The following is a 19,461-nucleotide window of genomic DNA, read 5'->3' as shown; positions in this document are numbered from 1 at the left end:
GCAATAACCCGTGGCGCTACAGCACCAGCGACAGCAGCAGCACGCACACGATTCCGACGACCGAGATGATCGTCTCCATCACCGACCAGGTCTTGATCGTCTGGCCGACGTTCATCCCGAAGTACTCCTTCACCAGCCAGAATCCGGCGTCGTTGACGTGGCTGAAGAAGAGCGAGCCCGCCCCGATCGCCAGCACCAGCAGCGCGGCGTGCGAGGTCGACATGTCGGCGGCCAGCGGTGCGACCAGCCCGGCGGCCGAGATGGTGGCGACGGTCGCCGACCCGGTGGCCAGCCGGATCGCCACCGCGATCAGCCAGGCCAGGAGCAGCGCCGGGATCGCCCAGTTCTCGGAGAACTCCAGGATCATCTGGCCCACGCCCACGTCGATCAGGGTCTGCTTGAAGCCGCCGCCCGCGCCGACGATCAGCAGCACACCCGCGATGGGGGCGAGCGACGTCTCCACGGTCGAGGAGATCCGCTCCTTGGTGAAGCCGGCCGCCCGGCCCAGCGTGAACAGGCCGACCAGCACCGCCGCGAGCAGCGCGATCAGCGGCGATCCGATGACGTCGGTCACCCGCTGGACGTGGTTCTCCGGGTCGTCCACGACGATGTCCACCAGTGCCTTCACCATCATCAGCACCACGGGCAGCAGCACGGTCGCCACCGTGGCGCCGAAGCCGGGCCGCCGCTCCAGGTCGTCCGACGTGCGCTGGGGGATCATGTGCTCGGGCGCCGGGATGTCCACCCACCGCGCCGCGTACCGGGAGAAGAGCGGGCCCGCGACGATCACGGTCGGGACGGCGACCAGGATGCCGAGCGCCAGCGTCACGCCCAGGTCGGCACCGATCGCGTCGATGGCGACCAGCGGGCCGGGGTGCGGCGGGATCAGGCCGTGCATCACGGACAGGCCGGCCAGCGCGGGCACACCGATCCGCATCAGCGAGTAGCCGCCGCGCTGGGCGACCATCAGCACCACCGGGATGAGCAGCACGATGCCGACCTCGAAGAAGAGGGGCAGCCCGATCACCGAGGCGATCAGCACCATCGCCCACGGCATGGCGCGACCGCCCGCCTTCGCCAGGATCGTGTCGACGATCCGGTCCGCGCCGCCCGAGTCGGCGAGCAGCTTGCCGAGGATCGCGCCGAGCGCGATGAGCACGCCGACGCCCGCCACGGTCGAGCCGAGGCCCTTGGTGAACGACGCGATGGTCGCGTCGAGCGGGGCACCGGCGAAGGCGCCGAGGCAGAGCGAGCCTATGGTCAGCGCCAGGAAGGCGTGCAGCTTGAATCTCGTGATGAGCAGGACGATGACGGCGATGCCCGCCAGGACGGCGACGCCCAGTTGGGCGTTGCCGGCCGACGTGATCGGTTCGGTGGCGTCCGCTGCCAGCATCTCGACGTTGAGACGGGTCACAGGAGGTCCTCGGGGTCGTGAGGGGCGGGTCGGGTGGCGGGGCCGGCGAGCCGGCGCAGCGCGGCGACGGCCCGGTCGGTGATGTCCTCGGGGGAGCCGGAGACGTCGACGGCCACTCCGGCCTCGTCGTCCCCGAGAGACTGGAGGGTCGCGAACTGCGAGTCCAGCAGCGCGGCGGGCATGAAGTGCCCCTTGCGGGCGGCCATCCGCTCCTCGATCAGCGTCCGGTCGCCGGTCAGGTGCAGGAAGACGACGCCGGGCGCGGCCGCCCGCAGCCGGTCGCGGTAGGCGCGCTTCAGCGCCGAGCTGCTCACCACCCCGCCGAGCCCCGCGCGGCCGTGCGCCCACTGCCCGATCGCGTCGAGCCAGGGCCACCGGTCGTCGTCGTCGAGCGGGACGCCGGCGGACATCTTGGCGATGTTGGCCCCGGGGTGGAAGTCGTCGCCCTCGGCGTAGGGCACGCCGAGGCGCTCGGCGACCAGCGGACCGATGGTGGTCTTGCCGGTCCCGGCCACGCCCATCACGACGACGACTGGCGGTTGCTGCATGGGTGGTGCCTCGCTGTCTTCCTCGACATCGATTCCGTCGCCGCACACTGAAACCCATGAGGTACGACGTATTCAAGAGCCTGTGACATAAAAGTCATACTTTTGAGCGGCGGTTACGCTATGCACATGACGACACAGGCACAGGGGCTCCATACGCATGTGCTGGACACCCTGGGCCTCGCGATCACCGCGGGTGAGTACCCGCCGGGCAGCGTGCTGCGCACCGACGAGCTGGCCCAGCGCTTCGAGGTGTCCCGCACCGTCGTCCGCGAGGTCGTCCGCGTCCTGGAATCCATGCGCCTCGTCGAGTCGCGCCGCCGCGTCGGCGTCACCGTGCGTGCCGCCGAGCAGTGGAACGTGTACGACCCGCGCGTCATCCGCTGGCGCCTCGCCGGCGCCGACCGCCCCCGCCAGCTCCGCTCGCTGACCGTGCTGCGGTCGGCCGTGGAGCCGGTGGCCGCCGGTCTCGCGGCCGTCCACGCCACCCCCGAGCAGTGCCGGGAGCTCACCGAGCAGGCCCTCGGCATGGTCGCCACCTCGCGCGGCGGGAAGCTGGAGGCCTACCTGGTGCACGACATCGCCTTCCACCGGGTCGTCCTCAACGCCTCCGGCAACGAGATGTTCGCCCGCCTCGGGGACGTCGTCGCGGAGGTCCTCGCCGGCCGCACCCACCACCACGTGATGTTCGAGGACCCCGACCCGGCCGCCGTCACCCTCCACGTCCAGGTCGCGGAAGCCGTACGGGAGCGGGACGCGGCGCGCGCCGAGCGGCTCACCCGGGAGATCGCGACGGGCGCCCTGCGCGAGCTCGACGTCCTGGCGCCGTAGTCGCGCCCCGTAAGCTGCTCAATGCTGCTTAACCAGCCGGTAACCTCAAAAACACCTCAGATCAGCCTGTACGTGACATAGGCCACAGCCAAAACGGCAGCCCAGCCGTGACTATGTGCCCTGGCCTTCATGCCACGGTGACCACCTTCATCACCGGCGTACGGCTGATACCGCACGACCCCCTCACAAAGGCGACTTCTAGATGAGTGACCGCACCATGCCTGCGGCCGACACCCTGAGCCCCGGTACCCCGGCGGCGACGGGCGCCCCCCACATCGACGCCGGTGACGCCGGTTACAGCAAGGACCTCAAGTCCCGCCACATCAACATGATCGCCATCGGCGGCGCGATCGGCACGGGCCTCTTCCTCGGTGCCGGTGGCCGCCTGGCGGGCGCGGGTCCCTCCCTCGCGATCGCGTACGCCGTCTGCGGCGTCTTCGCCTTCTTCGTCGTCCGGGCCCTCGGTGAGCTGGTGCTCTACCGCCCGTCCTCCGGCGCCTTCGTCTCCTACGCCCGTGAGTTCATGGGAGAGAAGGGCGCCTACACGGCCGGCTGGCTGTACTTCCTGAACTGGTCGACCACCGCGGTCGCCGACATCACCGCGGCCGCGACCTACGCCCACTTCTGGGCCATGTTCAGCGATGTGCCGCAGTGGATACTCGCCCTGATCGCCCTCGCGGTCGTGCTCACCGCGAACCTGATCTCGGTGAAGTACTTCGGCGAGATGGAGTTCTGGTTCGCGATCATCAAGGTCGCCGCGCTGGTGATCTTCATGTGCGTCGGCATCTTCCTGGTGGCCACCTCCCACGAGGTGGGCGGCCACACCCCCGGCCTCGCCACCATCACCGACAACGGCGGCATCTTCCCGATGGGCATGCTGCCGATGCTGATGGTCGTGCAGGGCGTCGTCTTCGCCTACGCGTCCGTCGAGCTCTGCGGTGTCGCGGCCGGTGAGACCAAGAACCCCGAGAAGATCATGCCCAAGGCGATCAACTCGATCATGTGGCGCGTCGGCCTCTTCTACGTCGGCTCGGTCGTCCTGCTCGCGCTGCTGCTGCCGTACACCTCGTACTCCGGCGACCAGAGCCCGTTCGTCACCGTCTTCGACAAGCTGGGCATCCCGGGCACGGCCGGCATCATGAACCTGGTCGTCCTGACCGCCGCCCTCTCCAGCCTGAACTCCGGCCTGTACTCCACCGGCCGCATCCTGCGCTCGATGGCCATGGCGGGCTCCGCGCCCAAGTTCACCGCCCGCATGAACAAGGGCCAGGTCCCCTACGGCGGCATCCTGCTCACCGCCGCCTTCGGTGTCCTGGGCGTCGGCCTGAACTACGTGATGCCCGGCGAGGCGTTCGAGATCGTGCTGAACCTCGCCTCCATCGGCATCCTCGGCACCTGGGGCATGATCATGCTCTGCTCGCTGCTGTTCTGGTCGCGCTCCAAGGACGGCAGGGTCACCCGCCCCTCCTACAAGCTGCCCTGGGCCCCGTACACGCAGATCGTGACGCTGGTCTTCCTCGCCACCGTCCTGTTCCTGATGTGGTACGGCGGCGGCATCGGCCGCACGACCGTCAACCTCGTCCCGGTCATCGCCCTCCTGCTCGTCGGCGGCTGGTTCGCCGTCCGCAAGCGGGTCAAGGCGCTGGCTGACGGGCAGCAGCAGGACTGACGCACCGCGCCCCGCGCACGCGAGCCCCCGCCGGACACCGTCCGGCGGGGGCTCGCCGCATGTGCCTCGCGCGGCCCGGCGGTTCAGGAGCCGCGGGCGGCCGCGGTGATGCCCAGCCGTTGCCGCACGGGGTGCAGACCGTCCGCGACGAGCCCGGGCCGCGTCCAGCCGAACTCCAGGTCGCACGGCTTGTCGTCCAGCCGGCGCAAGGTCACGGAGACCGGCTCGCCCTTCAGCAGGACCGCCCCGGACAGCGGGGACCTGTCCTCCAGGGAGCCCTTGAACGGCCAGAAGCCGCCATCGGTCAGCGTGAAGGGCTCCTGTGGACGATCCCCCACGGTCAGCCTCACCTCGACGGACGACGCGGCGCAGCCGGAGACCGAGACGGCGCCGTCCCACGCGATGACGGAGGCCTCCTCCGGTGTTCTCGGCACCAGAACCGTGGACCGGGCCGCACCCCGCGGCAGCGTCCACGTCCACACCGGGTCCTGCGGGGCGCACCCGCCCCCTCCCGGGTTGAGATCGGGGACGCAGGGAGTGTCGTGCGCCGGCCTGTCGCCGGAGCGGTAGGACAACAGCACGGCGTTCGACGTGCCGGCGTAGAAGACCCCCATCCCGATGAGTCCCCCCAGCACCAGGGCCACCTGCGCCACGCCGGGCACCACCGGCAGCAGGAGTTTCCGCGGCCGAGTGGCGCGCCGGGTCCCGTAGACCGACCGGCGTGACGGCCGGGGAGCCCCACCGCTCAACTGCTCCTGGAGCCGGTTGTGCCGGAACTGGTGGACCGCCCCCGTCTGGCGCAGCACGCCCAGGGCATGGGCCTCCTCCAGGAACCTCATGGGCCGCCACGGAAGCCGGCGGGTGAGCCACAGCCAGGTACGCGTCACCTGGTACGAACCCCAGGCCGACCCGAGCAGCGTCGCGACGCCGTAGGCCCCGCCGACGCGCACGGCATAGTGCCAGGCCGTCCGTGGCTCCGCCCCCAGCGTGCCGCTCATCCAGGTGCTGACGCCCGCCCCCGTCGCACAGGCCACCACCAGACCCAGCAGCACGCCGATGAGCCTGTACCGGGGGAACGTGGCTCGCGGCCCGTGGTGGGCGTCCTGCGTGACGTACACCTGCCGCAGCTTCGCGCGGAAGCGCACGTGCACGCCGTAGCTCACGGTTCCGGTCAGCAGGCCGGCCAGCGCACCGGCCGTCGCACCGAACAGGGCGGTGAAGAACCACCCGCACACGCCACCGAAGGCGAGACCCACCACCAGCCCCGTGACCACGGAGTCGAGCTGCCACCAGGCGAAGTCGAACGTGCCGTCCCGCCGCATCCTGCGGGCGACGACCTCCAGGTATCGCTTCGCCCGTTCGGGCCCGTAACGGGAGCGGGACCGCTTGTCGTAGACGGCGGGCAGGTAGCTCTCCAGCAGATGGGTCTCGAGCTCGTCCTGCTCGGTGTACGTCAGCAGCTTCCCGGGGTCGGTCACGGCCGCCCGGTAGGCCGTGCGTGCCAGGTGCAGCATCAGCGGGGACGTGAAGGACCGGGCCAGCGGTGACTGCGGGTCGGTGCGCAGGACGTCGACGACCCCGGTCCAGCGCTCGTCGCCGTCCACGCTGGACCACAGGAGGTACGCGATCGCCTCCCCCGGTCTGACCTCGGTGAGCTCCACGGCGTCGGCCCTGGTGAGGCGCTCACCGGTCGTGCGCACGATGGTCTCGTACTCTTCGGCACGGCAGGCCAGCAGGAGGGGAGCGGCGGCCTCCGTCTTCGCCTCGATCTGCTGGACGGCGTCCGCGTGCAGCGGCACCGGCAGCTCGTCGAGGCCGTCGAGCACGGGCATCACCCGCCCCTCCGCGACCAGTTGTGCCGCGACCGTCTTGCCGGACCGGTGCTCCTCGGTCTGCCCGGTGAGCAGTTCCTGGACGTTCCGGACCATCCAGTCCCGTAGGTCGACCGTGGGCCGCCACGCGGACAGCGGCAGCAGCACCGGGACGTGCTCACCGGCCGGCCACACGTCGAGCAGGCTCCTGGCGAGCAGCAGGGCGAGGGCGCTCTTGCCCGCGCCCGGCAGACCCAGCACCACGAGGTGCCCCCGGCGCGGCCCGCCGAAGTACGCGGCCAGGTCCCGCAGATCACCCGCCGGGGGCAGCTCGTTGTGCAGCACCTCCGACCGGGAGCGCACCGGGCGCTTCGTGCGGACCCAGCGGAGGGGGATCGGCTCGGGGCGCTTCAGCGACCGCCGGGTGATCTCCTCGTCCAGCCGCTTCAGGACCGCCTCGCGCAACGCGACGGCCGCGTCGTCGAGGACCGGGTCCGCCCTGCGGCCTGGACCGGGCGCGTCCGCTCCCGGTATCAGCCCGGCGATGCGCTCGGCGAGCCGCCGGACGTCCTCGGCGAGGAACCGCCTGCGCACCTCCGCAGACTGGTGGTTCGTCAGGTCGCGTATGTCCTTTGGCAGTACGTCCGGAGGTGGCAGCTCGGCGCCGTCCAGCAGCACCGGAATGATGGCGATGTCCCGGGCGAGAGCGCGGCGGATCTCCCGCCGGACCCAGTCGTCCTCCCGGTCGACCAGGCGCCGCCCGCCGTCCGGCGCCGACGGGTCGGGGGCCAGCCAGCGGGGGCCGATCAGGACCAGCAGGACCCGCGTCTCCTCGAGCGCCCGCCGGATGGCGTCGGGGTACCGCTCGCCGGGGAGGATGTTCTCGCAGTCGAAGAAGACGCGATCCTTGCCGAACCTCGTGCTCAGCATCTCGTGACAGGCGGCTGACCCGTATCCGGCGTCGAGCGTACGGTAGTTGACGAAAATATCGATCACGGTGCGTCCCCGGCCCCCTTCCGACGATGTCCCCGAGACTAGCGGCGAGGCGGGCCCCCGGGGGGGGCACCGGCAGGGGAGTTGGGGGGACGGATTGACGGCGGTGGACGAGACCGGTCCGGGTACCGCGCGGGTACCGGTACCGCTGGGCGACGAGCGGCTCAAGCACCTGGAGTTCCTCCAGGCCGTCATCGCGCGGCTGGCGAACCATTCCTTCCTGGTGAAGGGGTGGGCGCTCACTCTGGCGGCGGGGTTCTTCGCCGTGTCGGCCAGTCAGCAGAACTGGCAGGTGGCCGCGAGCGGCCTGGTGCCGCTGCTCTGCTTCTGGAGCCTCGACGGCTTCTTCCTCCGCCAGGAGCGCCTCTTCCGGTACTTGTACGACGACGTACGCCGGCCCGGCTCCGCGGTGGAGACGATGTCCATGAACGTGGCACCGTACACCGGCCGGATCAGTTGGCTGCGGGCGGCGCTCTCCCCGACGCTCCGCCTCTATTACGGCGCCCTGTTCCTCACCGAGGCGTCGCTGGTCGCCGTCAACCTGTGAGACGCGCCGCCGCGGCGGCGATGCGGCGGGCGATCCCGTCCAGATGACCCGGGTCGCCGGCCCCCTCGTCGCCGGTGGCCCGGGCCGGCCAGATGGGGCCCATCGCGTCGCCCGGCCACCGCGGCACCAGATGGACGTGCGTGTGCGGCACCGTCTGCGTGGCGGCCGCGCCGGCGGAGCTGATGACGTTCATCCCGGCCGGACGCAGCGCCTCGCGCACGGCCCGGCCGAGGCGCACGGCGGCGCCGAGCAGCCGCTGGGCGTCCTCGTCCGGCATGGCCCACAGGTCCGGCGCGTGCGTCCTCGGTACGACGAGGGTATGGCCGTCCGTCGCGGGCCGCAGCGGCAGGAACGCGACGACGCCGGCGTCCTCGTGGACGATCCGCGCCGGGGCCCGGTGCGCGGCGATCTCGCAGAAGACGCACTCCGCCATCGGTACCTCTCCTCCCGCGCGGCCACCGGACGCCGCCCTCGTACCGCAGTGGTCACCCAATCCGGCCGGAATATGCCCCCGTGCCGCCGTTCCGCCCGCGATAGTGGTGCCGGACAACCGTACGGCGAAGGGAAGAGCCGCCATGGCGCAGCAGGTCAGAGGGGTCATTGCTCCGGGGAAGAACGAGCCCGTCCGGGTGGAGACGATCCTCGTCCCGGACCCCGGCCCGGGCGAGGCGGTCGTGACCGTCCAGGCGTGCGGGGTGTGCCACACGGACCTGCACTACAAGCAGGGCGGCATCAACGACGATTTCCCCTTCCTCCTCGGCCATGAGGCCGCGGGCGTGGTGGAGTCGGTCGGCGACGGTGTCACCGACGTCGCCCCCGGCGACTTCGTGATCCTCAACTGGCGCGCGGTGTGCGGGAAGTGCCGGGCGTGCCGGCGCGGCAGGCCCTGGTACTGCTTCGACACGCACAACGCCACGCAGAGGATGACGCTCCTGGACGGCACGGAGCTGTCACCGGCGCTCGGCATCGGGGCGTTCGCCGAGAAGACTCTGGTGGCCGCCGGTCAGTGCACCAAGGTCGACCCGTCCGTGGCCCCGGCCGTCGCCGGGCTGCTGGGGTGCGGCGTGATGGCCGGCATCGGCGCGGCGATCAATACCGGCCAGGTCGGCCGGGGCGACTCCGTGGCCGTCATCGGCTGCGGCGGCGTCGGCGACGCGGCGATCGTGGGCTCACGCCTCGCGGGCGCCGCCCGGATCATCGCCGTCGACATCGACGACCGGAAGCTGGAGACCGCCCGGTCGATGGGCGCCACCCACACCGTCAACTCCCGTACCACCGACCCCGTCGAGGCCGTCCGGGAGCTCACCGACGGGTTCGGCGCCGACGTCGTGATCGAGGCGGTCGGCCGCCCCGAGACGTACCGCCAGGCGTTCTACGCCCGCGACCTCGCCGGCACGGTCGTCCTCGTCGGCGTACCCACCCCGGAGATGAAGCTGGAGCTGCCGCTGCTCGACGTCTTCGGGCGCGGCGGCGCGCTGAAGTCCTCCTGGTACGGCGACTGCCTGCCGTCCCGCGACTTCCCCATGCTCATCGACCTGCACCAGCAGGGCCGCATCGACCTCGCCGCGTTCGTCACCGAGGAGATCGGCCTCGGTGACGTGGAGAAGGCGTTCGCCCGGATGCACGAGGGCGACGTGCTCCGCTCGGTGGTGATGTTCCGATGACCGCCCGCATCGAGCACCTCGTCACCTCCGGCACCTTCTCCCTGGACGGCGGCACCTGGGACGTCGACAACAACGTGTGGATCGTGGGGGACGGCACCGAGGCGATCGTCATCGACGCCGCGCACGACGCCGACGCCATCCTGGCCGCCCTCGACGGCCGTACGCTGCGGGCCGTCGTCTGCACCCACGCCCACGACGACCACATCGGCGCGGCCCCCGCCCTCGCCGCCGCCACCGGCGCCCGCGTCCTGCTCCACCCCGACGACCTGCCGCTGTGGAAGCAGACGCACCCCGACCACCACCCGGACGGCGAACTCGGCCACGGCCAGACGCTCACCATCGCGGGCACGGACCTCACCGTCCTGCACACCCCCGGCCACGCGCCCGGCGCGGTCTGCCTCCACGCGCCCGAGCTGGGCACCGTCTTCACCGGGGACACGCTCTTCGCCGGCGGCCCGGGCGCCACCGGACGGTCCTTCTCCCACTTCCCGACCATCATCGACTCGATCCGCGACCACCTGCTCACCCTGCCGCCGGAGACCGTCGTCCGCACCGGGCACGGCGACACCACCACGATCGGGGCCGAGGCCCCGCACCTTCAGGAGTGGATCACGCGGGGCCACTGAGCGTCAGCCGGGTGGTGAACCGCATCGGGGCACCCGTGAGCGGGTCGGTGAACTCCAGCGCCCGCGCCAGCAGGCGCAGCGGACGCGTGTAGTCCTCCGGCCCGTCCTCCCGGACGACCGGGTACAGCGGGTCGTCCAGGATCGGCACGCCCAGGCGGGCCATGTGGACCCGCAACTGGTGGGTCTGGCCGGTCGCCGGGACCAGTTGGTACCGGCCGAGCCCGCCCCGGTGCGCCAGCAGCTCGATCCGGCTCTCGCTGTTGGGCTCGCCCGGCACCTCACGCGCCGCCGGCACGCCCCGCTCCTTCACGATCCGGCTGCGCACGGTCACCGGCAGCGCCAGCCCCGGATCGTGGCCGGCCACCGCCTCGTACTCCTTGCGCACCCGCCGGTCGCGGAACAGCGTCTGGTACGCGCCCCGGTCCTCCGGCCGCACCACGAAGAGCACCAGGCCCGCCGTCAGCCGGTCCAGCCGGTGCGCCGGCTGGAGCTCCGGCAGGTCCAGGTCGCGCCGCAGCCGCGCCAGCGCCGTCTCGGTGACGTGCCGCCCGCGTGGCGTCGTGGCCAGGAAGTGCGGCTTGTCGGCGACGACGATCCGCTCGTCCCGGTGCACGACGCCCACCTCGAACGGCACCCGCTCCTCGGCCGGGAAGTCCCGGTGGAACCAGACGTACCGCCCCGCCGCGTACGGCTCCGCCGCCCCGACCGGCGCCCCGTCCGCCCCGACGAACCGCCCCTCGGCGAGCATCGCGTCCACCCGCTCGGCGCCGATGGCCCCCGCGTACCGCCCCAGCAGATGGTCCCGGACGGTCGCCCACGCACCGCCGGGGTCGGCGGGCAGGCGCAGCCGCACCGGGTCGATCCCGGCACGCTGCGGCAGCGGAGCCACGGGGGCCTTGGTTCTGCGTCTCACCCGCCCACGGTATACGCCCTCGTCACGGCCGCCCCAGGGCTCCGGCGGCGGGCAGGGCGGCGGCGATCCGGTCCCAGGCGGCACGGTCCCGCGCGACCGGAGGCAGCGTCTCGCCCGTCCCGCCGCCCCAGTTCGTCGCGACGGCCACCGGGTCCTCGCCGGTCGTGGCGCCCGCCGCCAGCGCGGCGGCACCGAGGGCGACCAGCTCGGTGGCACGGGGCAGGACGACCGGCCGCCCGGACAGGCGGCGCACGGTCTCGACCCACGTACGCCCCCGGGCGCCGCCGCCGATGAGCCGCAGCGGCACGTCCTCGCCCGTGCGGGGCAGGGCGTCCAGGGCCCGCAGCACGGTGAACACGGCCCCCTCGTAGGCGGCGCCGAGGAGCTGCTGCCGGGTGGTGGCGTGGCGGAGCCCGGTCAGCAGCCCCGAGGCATGGGGAAGGTCGGGCGTGCGCTCGCCGTCGAGGTACGGCAGCAGAACGGCCTCGCCGCCGGGTACGGCGTCCTCGCGGTCCAGGCCCAGCAGCGCGGCCACCTTGTCGACGGCGAGCGTGCAGTTCAGGGTGCACCCGAGCGGCAGGTGGACGCCGGCCCCGTCGGTGGCGGCGAAGCCCGCGAGCGCGGCCGTGGCGGGGCGGGTGCGGGTCGCCGCGAAGACCGTGCCCGACGTGCCGAGGGAGACCACCGGGTGGTCCAGCAGGCCCTGCCCGCCCAGCCCGAGGCCGACCGCGGCGGCCATGTTGTCCCCGGTGCCCGCGGCGACGGCGATGCCCTCCGGCAGGCCCAGCTCCCGCGCCGCGGCGGCGGTCAGCGACCCGGCCCGGGTGGCGCCGGTGGGCGCGACGGCCGGGAGGAGGGCCGCGTCCAGCTCCAGCAGGTCCAGCAGACCGGAGTCGTACGCCCCGGTCGCGGGGGAGTACCAGCAGGTGCCGGACGCGTCGCCCGGGTCGGTGGCGGCCGTCCCGCTCAGGCGCTCGGTCAGGAAGTCGTGGGGGAGGCGCACGGCGGCCGCCGCCCGCGCCGTGCGCGGCTCGTGCTCGCACAGCCACCGCCACTTGGCGGCCGTCATCGACGCCACCGGTACGGAGCCGGTACGGGCCAGCCAGCCCTCCGCGCCCAGCTTCGCGGTCAGGGCGGCGGCCTGCGGCGCGCTGCGGGTGTCGTTCCACAGCAGGGCGGGGCGCAGCGGGCGGCCGGAGGCGTCCAGGGTGACCAGCCCGTGCTGCTGGCCGGCGACCGCGATGCCGGTGACCGCCCGGGCGTCGAGCCCTGCCAGGGCGCGGGCGACGGCTTCGGCGAGCGCCCGCCACCACTGCTCGGGGTCGCTCTCGCGGGCACCGGCCGTGCCGGTCACCGTGTGCGCGGCCCGGCCCGTGGCCAGGACGCGCCCGGAGGAGGCGTCCACGACGACCGCCTTGGTGGACTGGGTGGAGCTGTCCACCCCGATGACTGCCGGGGACGACGGCATCGCGTACCTCTCAGACGTCTTGGCCGGGGAGCATCCGTAGCGTATTAGTAATGTGAGAAAACAAATAGACCGGAGGACGGAACATGTCGGAACGCTTCATCCCCACACCCGAGGACCGCTTCACCTTCGGGCTCTGGACCGTCGGCTGGCAGGGCGCCGACCCCTTCGGCACCGCGACCCGCCCCGCCCTCGATCCCGTCGAGTCCGTGGAGCGCCTCGCCGCCCTCGGTGCGTACGGTGTCACCTTCCACGACGACGACCTGATCCCCTTCGGGTCCTCGGACGCCGACCGCGAGGCCGTGGTCAAGCGGTTCCGGGCGGCCCTGGACCGCACCGGCATGAAGGTGCCCATGGCCACCACCAACCTGTTCACGCACCCCGTCTTCAAGGACGGCGCCTTCACCGCCAACGACCGCGACGTACGCCGCTACGCGCTGCGCAAGACCATCCGCAACATCGACCTGGCCGTCGAGCTCGGCGCCACGGTGTACGTGGCCTGGGGCGGCCGCGAGGGCGCGGAGTCCGGCGCCGCCAAGGACGTACGCGCCGCCCTCGACCGCATGAAGGAAGCGTTCGACGTGCTCGGTCAGTACGTCACCGAGCAGGGCTACGACCTGCGCTTCGCCATCGAGCCCAAGCCCAACGAGCCGCGCGGCGACATCCTCCTGCCCACCATCGGCCACGCCCTCGCCTTCATCGACCGCCTTGAACGCCCCGAACTCGTCGGCGTCAACCCCGAGGTCGGCCACGAGCAGATGGCGGGCCTCAACTTCCCCCACGGCATCGCCCAGGCCCTGTGGGCCGGCAAGCTCTTCCACATCGACCTCAACGGCCAGTCCGGCATCAAGTACGACCAGGACCTCCGCTTCGGCGCGGGCGACCTCCGCCAGGCGTTCTGGCTGGTCGACCTGCTCGAGAGCGCCCGCTACGACGGCCCGCGCCACTTCGACTTCAAGCCCGTGCGCACCGACGGCTCCGAGGGCGTCTGGGAGTCCGCCAGGAACTGCATGCGCAACTATCTGATCCTCAAGGAGCGCGCCGCCGCCTTCCGGGCGGACCCCGAGGTCCGGGCCGCCCTCACCGCCTCGCGCCTCCCCGACCTGGCCCGCCCCACCGCCGACGACGGCCTCGCCGCGCTGCTGGCGGACCCCTCCGCGTACGAGACCTTCGACCCCGCCGCCGCGGCCGCGCGCTCCATGGCCTTCGAGCGCCTCGACCAGCTCGCCCTGGAGCACCTCCTGGCCACCCGCTGAGACCGCCCGGCCGCCATCTGCCCGGCGGGCGCGGCCGGCCTGACCGGGCGCCGTCCCCGCCCCGACCGTGGCCGGCCGCGACCGACCTCCGGCCGGCCCGGTACGGTCACCGCTCCGCGCGGCCCGCGTACCCCGCCGGGTCGGCCATCACGTCCCGCACCACCAGCGCGGCGGCACCCCGCGCCGCGTCCCCGGACGACGACGAACCCCGCAGCCGCCCACCGCCCGCCGGCCACAGCCCCGACACCACCCGCAGGGCCAGCTCCCGGTCCGCCGCCGGACCCAGCCACGGCATCAACGGCCGGTAGATCCCGCCCAGCACCACCGCCTCCGGGTCCAGCAGGTTCACCGCCCCGGACACCACCAGGCCCAGCATCCGCCCGGCCCGCTCCAGCGCCGCCACCGTCCGGACGTCACCGGCGCGGGCACGCCGTTCCAGCTCCGCCACCCCGGGCAGGCCGGACGCCTCGTCGAGGCCCGCGTCCCGCAGCAGCGCGGCCTGACCCGCGTACTGCTCCAGGCACCCCCGCGAACCGCACCGGCACTCCGGCCCGTCCGCGTCCGCGACCACGTGTCCGATCTCCCCGGCGAACCCGTGCGCCCCGCGCAGCAGCTCACCGCCGACGACGACCGCGCCGCCCACCCCGATCTCGCCCGTGAGGTACACGAAGCTGCGCACTGGCTCCGGCCCGCCGAACCACAGCTCCGCCAGCGCCGCCGCGTTCGCCTCGTTGTCCGATCCCACCGGCAGCGCCGGCCGGCCCGGCCGCAGGGCGCCCAGCGCCTCCCCGAACAGCCCCTCCGCGGCCACCCGGTCCCAGCCGAGGTTCGGCGCCTGGAGCACCGTGCCGGCGGAGACCAGCCCGGGCAGCGCGAGCCGCGCCCCCGCCGCGTACAGCTCCTGCCCCGCCGCCGACTCCAGCGTCCGCGCCGCGATCCGCGCGGCCCGCCCCAGCACCTCGCCGGGCGCCGCGCCCCGGTTGTCCACCTGCTCGGTCAGCCGCACCCGGTCGGCACCGGAGAGGTCCACCACGCACACGGAGACGTAGTCGACGTTGATCTCGACGCCCAGCCCGGCCGGACCGGTGCGCGCCACCCGCAGCGCCGTGCCCGGCCGCCCGGCCTGCCCGCTGAACGTCTTGCCCCGCTCGGTCAGGAACCCGCCCGCCAGGAGCTGTTCGACCAGTGACGACACCGCCGCCCGCGTGAGCCCCACCCGCGCCGCGACCGCCGCCCGGGTCGCCTCGCCCTCGTCGTGCACGGCCCGCAGCACCAGGCTGAGGTTGTGCCGCCGCACGGTGTCCTTGTCGGCCTTGGGCTCCAGCGGACCGGGAGTGTTCTTCATGGTGCGGCCGAGCCTATGCGAAGCCCGTCCACACGGAAGCGCGGGCCCGGTCTGCCGACCGGACCCGCGCTCTCTCTGTGTCCGAGGGGGGACTTGAACCCCCACGCCCGATAAAGGGCACTAGCACCTCAAGCTAGCGCGTCTGCCATTCCGCCACCCGGACAAGGTGTCTGTCTCGCGGCCCGTGGCCGTTCCGACGTGGAAAACCATAGCAAACATTGGGAGTGCCCGATCACGCCCCCATGCGCGCCGGGGGAGGGGGCAGGATGGGAGCACCCAGCAGCAGCTACGCGGGAGGAACGAGCGTGAGCGAGTCGAGCACGGCGCGAACCGCCACCGTCAGGGGCGAGGACGAGGTCACCGGCCTCTGCCGCGACCTCATCCGGATCGACACCAGCAACTACGGCGACCACTCGGGCCCGGGGGAGCGGGCGGCCGCCGAGTACGTCGCCGAGAAGCTCGCCGAGGTGGGGCTCGAGCCGAAGATCATCGAGTCCCACAAGGGACGCGCCTCCACCGTGGCGCGCATCGCCGGCGAGGACCCCTCCCGGCCGGCCCTCCTGATCCACGGCCACACCGACGTCGTCCCGGCCAACGCCGACGACTGGACGCACCACCCGTTCTCCGGCGAGATCGCCGACGGCTGCGTCTGGGGACGCGGCGCGGTCGACATGAAGGACATGGACGCGATGACCCTCGCGGTCGTACGGGACCGGCTGCGCAGCGGCCGGAAGCCGCCGCGGGACATCGTGCTGGCGTTCCTCGCCGACGAGGAGGCGGGCGGCACGTACGGCGCCCGTTACCTGGTCGACAAGCACCCCGACCTGTTCGAGGGCGTCACCGAGGCGATCGGCGAGGTCGGCGGCTTCTCCTTCACGGTCAACGAGAACCTGCGCCTGTACCTGGTGGAGACCGCCCAGAAGGGCATGCACTGGATGCGGCTGACCGTCGACGGCACGGCCGGCCACGGCTCGATGACCAACCGCGACAACGCCATCACCGAGCTGTGCGAGGCGGTGGGGCGGCTCGGCCGGCACACCTGGCCGGTACGGGTCACCAAGACCGTGCGGTCCTTCCTCGACGAGCTGTCCGACGCGCTCGGCACCCCGCTGGACCCGGAGGACATGGACGCCACGCTCGCCAAGCTGGGCGGCATCGCCAAGATGATCGGCGCCACCCTGCGCAACTCCGCCGCCCCGACCATGCTCGGCGCCGGCTACAAGGTCAACGTCATCCCCGGACAGGCGACCGCCCACGTCGACGGGCGCTTCCTGCCGGGGTACGAGGAGGAGTTCCTGGCCGACCTCGACCGGCTGCTCGGGCCGCGCGTCCGGCGCGAGGACGTGCACGCCGACAAGGCGCTGGAGACGAGCTTCGACGGGGACCTGGTGGACGCCATGCAGTCCGCGCTCAAGGCGGAGGACCCCATCGCCCGGGCGGTGCCGTACATGCTCTCCGGCGGTACGGACGCCAAGTCCTTCGACGACCTCGGCATCCGCTGCTTCGGCTTCGCACCGCTGAAGCTCCCCCCCGAGCTGGACTTCGCGGGCATGTTCCACGGCGTGGACGAGCGCGTTCCGGTGGAGGGCCTGAAATTCGGCGTCCGCGTGCTGGACCGCTTCATCGACGCGAGCTGAGGCAGGGGGCCGGCACCCTGGACCTATTACCTGGAATAGTCGGCTGAAACGAAACTCCAATAATCGCCCGCGTGTGCACATCTGACCGAAAAGGGTGAACGGAGTCATCGGGTCGTAGCTCGAATACCTCCCTGTCGTTACAGGTGGTGCGGTCCGCGGCTGGGACCGCATTGCCAACAAGGAGGAATAATGATCAAGAAGGTCGCCGCTGTCGCGGCCGCCACCGGTGGACTGGTCCTGGCGGGCGCCGGCATGGCCGTCGCCGATGCGGGTGCGCAGGGTGCCGCCGTGGGCTCCCCCGGTGTCATTTCGGGCAATGTGATCCAGGTTCCCATCCACATCCCGGTCAACGCCTGCGGCAACACGGTGAACATCATCGGCCTGCTGAACCCGGCCTTCGGGAACGTCTGCGTCAACGACTGACGTTGAGCCTCGACCCCTCAGGGGTCTGAGCCCGGCCGGCCCCGGAGCGCGCGCCATGCGCTCCGGGGCCGGTGGACATTCGGCCTCCGTGCGCTGTGCCCGGAGGCATATACGGAAAGCCCAGAAGGCAGGGAACCAGCTATGCGACAGGTCACGCGAAAGGGCCTGACCATCGTGGCGGCCGCGGGCGGCGTACTCGCCCTCGGTGGGGGATTCGCCCAGGCGCACACGGGCGCCGACGCGCACGGAGCCGCGACCAATTCCCCCGGCGTCGCGTCCGGGAACAATGTGCAGGCGCCGGTGAGCGTGCCGGTGAACGCGTGCGGCAACACCGTGAACGTCGTCGGGGCACTGAACCCGTCGTTCGGGAACAAGTGCGTCAACAAGTCCAGCGGTGCCAAGGCGAGCGGGGCGGCCGCCAATTCCCCGGGCGTCGCGTCCGGGAACAACGTCCAGGCGCCGGTGAACGTGCCGGTGAACGCGTGCGGCAACAGCGTCAACGTCGTCGGCGGGCTGAACCCGGCGTTCGGCAACGAGTGCGCCAACGGCCACCCGCACAAGCCGGGCAAGCCGGGCAACCCCGGGAACCCGGACGAGCCGGGCAACCCCGGGAACCCGGACGAGCCCGGTAACCCCGGGAACCCGGACGAGCCGGGCAACCCCGGGAACCCCGATGAGCCGGGCAACCCCGACGAGCCCGACGAGCCGGGGAAGCCGGACGAGCCCGGCAAGCCCGGTGAGCCGGGTGAGCCCGGCAAGCCCGGGACGCCGGACAGCCCGGACGAGCCCGGTTCACCGATCGAGCCCAACGAGCCCGGCACGCAGACCGTCACCCCGCCGAAGGCGGACGACGAGCTCGCGCTGACCGGTGGAGCCCCGCTCGGCATGCTGATCCCGGCGGGCGCGGGCCTGCTGCTCGGGGGCACGGTCCTCTACCGTCGCACCCGGCAGTCCGCGTAGCCCCCGCTCCCGCGGACACGACGGAGCGGGCCCCATGATCGCGGGGCCCGCTCCGTTCCGTTCGCCACCCTCACCAGGTGGCGCGCACCTGACGAATGATGCGCCGGCGCAGCCGCACACGGCGGCTGCCGTCCCGGTGCAGACTCAGGCGGTCCAACTCCCAGTGTCCGTACTCGGCATGGTCGGTCAGCAGACGGGTCGCCTCCTTGCGGGAGACCCCGCGAGGTACGTACACGTCGACAAATTCGTATTCCGGCATCGCATCTATTGTGCGGGCACCGGCCCGGTACGGATAGCGTCTGCACTATGTCTGATGCTGCGCAGCCCACCGCTGCCGAGGTACGCGCCGCCGCCGAGGCGGTCAAAGCCGCACTGGACCGTCACCTGGAGGCGGTCGAGAACCGCACGGGTGATGACGACCCGGCCGTCTACGCCGCCTTCAACGCCCTCGCCACCGCGGCCGAGGCCTACGACGAGCGGCTCTACGACCGCTACGACGAGGTCACGCCGTTCGAGATCCCCGGCGTGGAGGACTCCCTGCCGCCGTACGAGGGCCCGGAGGCGCCGAACGCGCTGACGGTGCTGATCCGCCGCGACTACGCGGTGGCCGAGCCACAGCGGCTGCTGGCCCAGGCGCAGCGCATCGCGGACCTCGACCGGGAGGACGACGGCGCGGACGCCGCCGCCGTGGTGGGCACGAGCGTGCACGCGGCACTCGGCGTGCTCTTCGGCGAGTTCGAGCCGGACGAGATCGCTTCGCGGCACAAGGAATTCGGTCTGGAGGAGGGCGACTCCACGCTGTGGGTCGCGGCCGCGGACGAGCTCCCGGAAGCGGGCGAGTGGCTGAGCACCCCGTTCGACCAGGCCGACCCGGGCCGGGTGATCTGCCGCTTCGACGTGAGCGCGGTCTTCGACGAGGACGAGATCCACGGCGACCCGGAGGCCGCCCGCCCGGACACCCCCTGACCGTTCCGGCCACCACGCCGTACGCGGGCCGCTCCCGCGTACGCCGTTCGCCCGCCCGGACCCACTGAACGGCCGCGCCCGGCGCCCCCTGCACGGGGGCACCGGGCGCGCGGCGTGTGGGGCGCGCCCGCCGGCGCCGGGCACCGGGCGCGCGGCGGCGTGGCGGGGCCGGGAGGCCCCCCCTGCCCGGCCCGGCGCGGCGCCCCCGCCCGGCGCCCCGGGGCCCCCGCCCGCCATGCGTCCGGGGGGGCCCCCGGGGGGGGCGGGGGGGGGGGGGGGGGGGGGGGGGGGGGGGGGGGGGGGGTTCCCCGCGCCGCGGCCCGGGCGGCCCCGGCCACGCCCGGCGGCCGCCGGGGGGGCCGGCCCCCCCCCCCCGCACGCGGCGCCGGCCCCCGC

General features: G+C 72.9%; 18 protein-coding genes and 1 tRNA gene. 10 read left to right on the top strand and 9 right to left on the bottom strand.

Translation table 11 applies throughout. The features are described 5' to 3' along the window. Positions 1-16: 16 nt before the first annotated feature. A complete protein-coding gene (locus tag E2B92_RS23635) occupies positions 17-1,414 on the bottom strand; it encodes a GntP family permease (protein WP_126885549.1) in 1,398 nt (465 codons plus the stop codon). Next, on the bottom strand, positions 1,411-1,962 hold the full coding sequence (locus tag E2B92_RS23630) for a gluconokinase (RefSeq protein ID WP_126885548.1): 552 nt from the start codon (positions 1,960-1,962) through the stop codon (positions 1,411-1,413). The genes E2B92_RS23635 and E2B92_RS23630 overlap by 4 nt, the downstream gene beginning before the upstream one ends. A 126-nt stretch (positions 1,963-2,088) precedes the next feature. Between E2B92_RS23630 and E2B92_RS23625 the strand changes: the two genes are divergently transcribed. Continuing rightward, positions 2,089-2,790 carry a FadR/GntR family transcriptional regulator gene (locus tag E2B92_RS23625; RefSeq protein WP_126885547.1) on the top strand — a complete coding sequence of 234 codons (702 nt, stop codon included), beginning with the start codon at positions 2,089-2,091 and terminating at the stop codon, positions 2,788-2,790. 202 nt (positions 2,791-2,992) lie between these two features. Next, positions 2,993-4,459, top strand: a complete 1,467-nt coding sequence (locus E2B92_RS23620; RefSeq protein ID WP_126885546.1) for an amino acid permease — start codon at positions 2,993-2,995, stop codon at positions 4,457-4,459. An 83-nt stretch (positions 4,460-4,542) separates the two neighbouring features. Here E2B92_RS23620 and E2B92_RS23615 read toward each other — a convergent pair whose 3' ends face one another. After that, positions 4,543-7,266 carry a toll/interleukin-1 receptor domain-containing protein gene (locus tag E2B92_RS23615; protein WP_126885545.1) on the bottom strand — a complete coding sequence of 908 codons (2,724 nt, stop codon included), beginning with the start codon at positions 7,264-7,266 and terminating at the stop codon, positions 4,543-4,545. A gap of 103 nt (positions 7,267-7,369) precedes the next feature. Here E2B92_RS23615 and E2B92_RS23610 point away from each other — a divergent pair, with 103 nt between their 5' ends. After that, positions 7,370-7,810: a hypothetical protein gene (locus E2B92_RS23610; RefSeq protein ID WP_235023950.1), complete on the top strand. Its 441-nt coding sequence runs from the start codon at positions 7,370-7,372 to the stop codon at positions 7,808-7,810. Here the strand turns inward: E2B92_RS23610 and E2B92_RS23605 are convergent. Further along, positions 7,800-8,243 carry an HIT family protein gene (locus E2B92_RS23605; RefSeq protein ID WP_126885543.1) on the bottom strand — a complete coding sequence of 148 codons (444 nt, stop codon included), beginning with the start codon at positions 8,241-8,243 and terminating at the stop codon, positions 7,800-7,802. The genes E2B92_RS23610 and E2B92_RS23605 overlap by 11 nt on opposite strands. Before the next feature lie 142 nt (positions 8,244-8,385). Between E2B92_RS23605 and E2B92_RS23600 the strand changes: the two genes are divergently transcribed. Next, complete coding sequence (locus E2B92_RS23600; RefSeq protein ID WP_126885542.1) at positions 8,386-9,474, top strand: S-(hydroxymethyl)mycothiol dehydrogenase; 1,089 nt, start codon at positions 8,386-8,388, stop codon at positions 9,472-9,474. After that, complete coding sequence (locus E2B92_RS23595) at positions 9,471-10,100, top strand: MBL fold metallo-hydrolase (RefSeq protein WP_126885541.1); 630 nt, start codon at positions 9,471-9,473, stop codon at positions 10,098-10,100. The genes E2B92_RS23600 and E2B92_RS23595 overlap by 4 nt, the downstream gene beginning before the upstream one ends. Here E2B92_RS23595 and E2B92_RS23590 read toward each other — a convergent pair. Both E2B92_RS23590 and xylB read right to left on the bottom strand, forming a co-directional pair. Beyond that, positions 10,084-11,013 carry an RluA family pseudouridine synthase gene (locus tag E2B92_RS23590; RefSeq protein ID WP_133087679.1) on the bottom strand — a complete coding sequence of 310 codons (930 nt, stop codon included), beginning with the start codon at positions 11,011-11,013 and terminating at the stop codon, positions 10,084-10,086. The genes E2B92_RS23595 and E2B92_RS23590 overlap by 17 nt on opposite strands. 22 nt (positions 11,014-11,035) lie before the next feature. After that, positions 11,036-12,481 carry a xylulokinase gene (xylB, locus tag E2B92_RS23585; protein WP_126886452.1) on the bottom strand — a complete coding sequence of 482 codons (1,446 nt, stop codon included), beginning with the start codon at positions 12,479-12,481 and terminating at the stop codon, positions 11,036-11,038. 83 nt (positions 12,482-12,564) lie between these two features. Here xylB and xylA point away from each other — a divergent pair, with 83 nt between their 5' ends. Next, positions 12,565-13,734, top strand: a complete 1,170-nt coding sequence (xylA, locus tag E2B92_RS23580) for a xylose isomerase (RefSeq protein ID WP_126886450.1) — start codon at positions 12,565-12,567, stop codon at positions 13,732-13,734. Between the two features lie 106 nt (positions 13,735-13,840). Here xylA and E2B92_RS23575 read toward each other — a convergent pair whose 3' ends face one another. Continuing rightward, positions 13,841-15,079, bottom strand: a complete 1,239-nt coding sequence (locus E2B92_RS23575; protein ID WP_126886448.1) for an ROK family protein — start codon at positions 15,077-15,079, stop codon at positions 13,841-13,843. Between the two features lie 78 nt (positions 15,080-15,157). Continuing rightward, positions 15,158-15,242: transfer RNA gene (locus tag E2B92_RS23570), tRNA-Leu, on the bottom strand. Between the two features lie 142 nt (positions 15,243-15,384). Between E2B92_RS23570 and E2B92_RS23565 the strand changes: the two genes are divergently transcribed. From E2B92_RS23565 to E2B92_RS33040, 3 genes are all read left to right on the top strand, one after another. Further along, positions 15,385-16,716 (top strand): M20/M25/M40 family metallo-hydrolase, encoded by a 1,332-nt coding sequence (locus E2B92_RS23565; RefSeq protein WP_126886446.1) that lies wholly within the window; start codon positions 15,385-15,387, stop codon positions 16,714-16,716. A 189-nt stretch (positions 16,717-16,905) separates the two neighbouring features. After that, on the top strand, positions 16,906-17,139 hold the full coding sequence (locus E2B92_RS23560) for a chaplin (RefSeq protein WP_126886444.1): 234 nt from the start codon (positions 16,906-16,908) through the stop codon (positions 17,137-17,139). A 141-nt stretch (positions 17,140-17,280) separates the two neighbouring features. Beyond that, positions 17,281-18,099, top strand: a complete 819-nt coding sequence (locus tag E2B92_RS33040) for a chaplin (protein ID WP_185923628.1) — start codon at positions 17,281-17,283, stop codon at positions 18,097-18,099. A 70-nt stretch (positions 18,100-18,169) separates the two neighbouring features. Here E2B92_RS33040 and E2B92_RS23550 read toward each other — a convergent pair whose 3' ends face one another. Then, positions 18,170-18,358 (bottom strand): DUF5703 family protein, encoded by a 189-nt coding sequence (locus E2B92_RS23550; protein ID WP_005319466.1) that lies wholly within the window; start codon positions 18,356-18,358, stop codon positions 18,170-18,172. A 47-nt stretch (positions 18,359-18,405) separates the two neighbouring features. Between E2B92_RS23550 and E2B92_RS23545 the strand changes: the two genes are divergently transcribed. Then, positions 18,406-19,065, top strand: coding sequence for a hypothetical protein (locus tag E2B92_RS23545; RefSeq protein WP_126886441.1), 660 nt, complete (start codon positions 18,406-18,408; stop codon positions 19,063-19,065). Positions 19,066-19,461 lie beyond the last annotated feature (396 nt).

It is taken from the genome of Streptomyces sp. WAC05374 (assembly GCF_004353505.1).
Classification (GTDB): Bacteria; Actinomycetota; Actinomycetes; order Streptomycetales; family Streptomycetaceae; genus Streptomyces.
The sequence above is the reverse complement of the archived record's forward strand: the minus strand, read 5'-3'. Positions and strand labels throughout refer to the sequence as shown.

Coding starts and splice junctions, on each gene's coding strand:
- E2B92_RS23630 (WP_126885548.1), bottom strand. CDS start 1,962: ATGCAGCAACCGCCAGTCGTCGTCGTGATGGGCGTGGCCGGGACCGGC.
- E2B92_RS23620 (WP_126885546.1), top strand. CDS start 2,993: ATGAGTGACCGCACCATGCCTGCGGCCGACACCCTGAGCCCCGGTACC.
- E2B92_RS23560 (WP_126886444.1), top strand. CDS start 16,906: ATGATCAAGAAGGTCGCCGCTGTCGCGGCCGCCACCGGTGGACTGGTC.
- xylB (WP_126886452.1), bottom strand. CDS start 12,481: ATGCCGTCGTCCCCGGCAGTCATCGGGGTGGACAGCTCCACCCAGTCC.
- E2B92_RS23625 (WP_126885547.1), top strand. CDS start 2,089: ATGACGACACAGGCACAGGGGCTCCATACGCATGTGCTGGACACCCTG.
- E2B92_RS23595 (WP_126885541.1), top strand. CDS start 9,471: ATGACCGCCCGCATCGAGCACCTCGTCACCTCCGGCACCTTCTCCCTG.
- E2B92_RS33040 (WP_185923628.1), top strand. CDS start 17,281: ATGCGACAGGTCACGCGAAAGGGCCTGACCATCGTGGCGGCCGCGGGC.
- E2B92_RS23575 (WP_126886448.1), bottom strand. CDS start 15,079: ATGAAGAACACTCCCGGTCCGCTGGAGCCCAAGGCCGACAAGGACACC.
- E2B92_RS23600 (WP_126885542.1), top strand. CDS start 8,386: ATGGCGCAGCAGGTCAGAGGGGTCATTGCTCCGGGGAAGAACGAGCCC.
- E2B92_RS23545 (WP_126886441.1), top strand. CDS start 18,406: ATGTCTGATGCTGCGCAGCCCACCGCTGCCGAGGTACGCGCCGCCGCC.
- xylA (WP_126886450.1), top strand. CDS start 12,565: ATGTCGGAACGCTTCATCCCCACACCCGAGGACCGCTTCACCTTCGGG.
- E2B92_RS23550 (WP_005319466.1), bottom strand. CDS start 18,358: ATGCCGGAATACGAATTTGTCGACGTGTACGTACCTCGCGGGGTCTCC.
- E2B92_RS23605 (WP_126885543.1), bottom strand. CDS start 8,243: ATGGCGGAGTGCGTCTTCTGCGAGATCGCCGCGCACCGGGCCCCGGCG.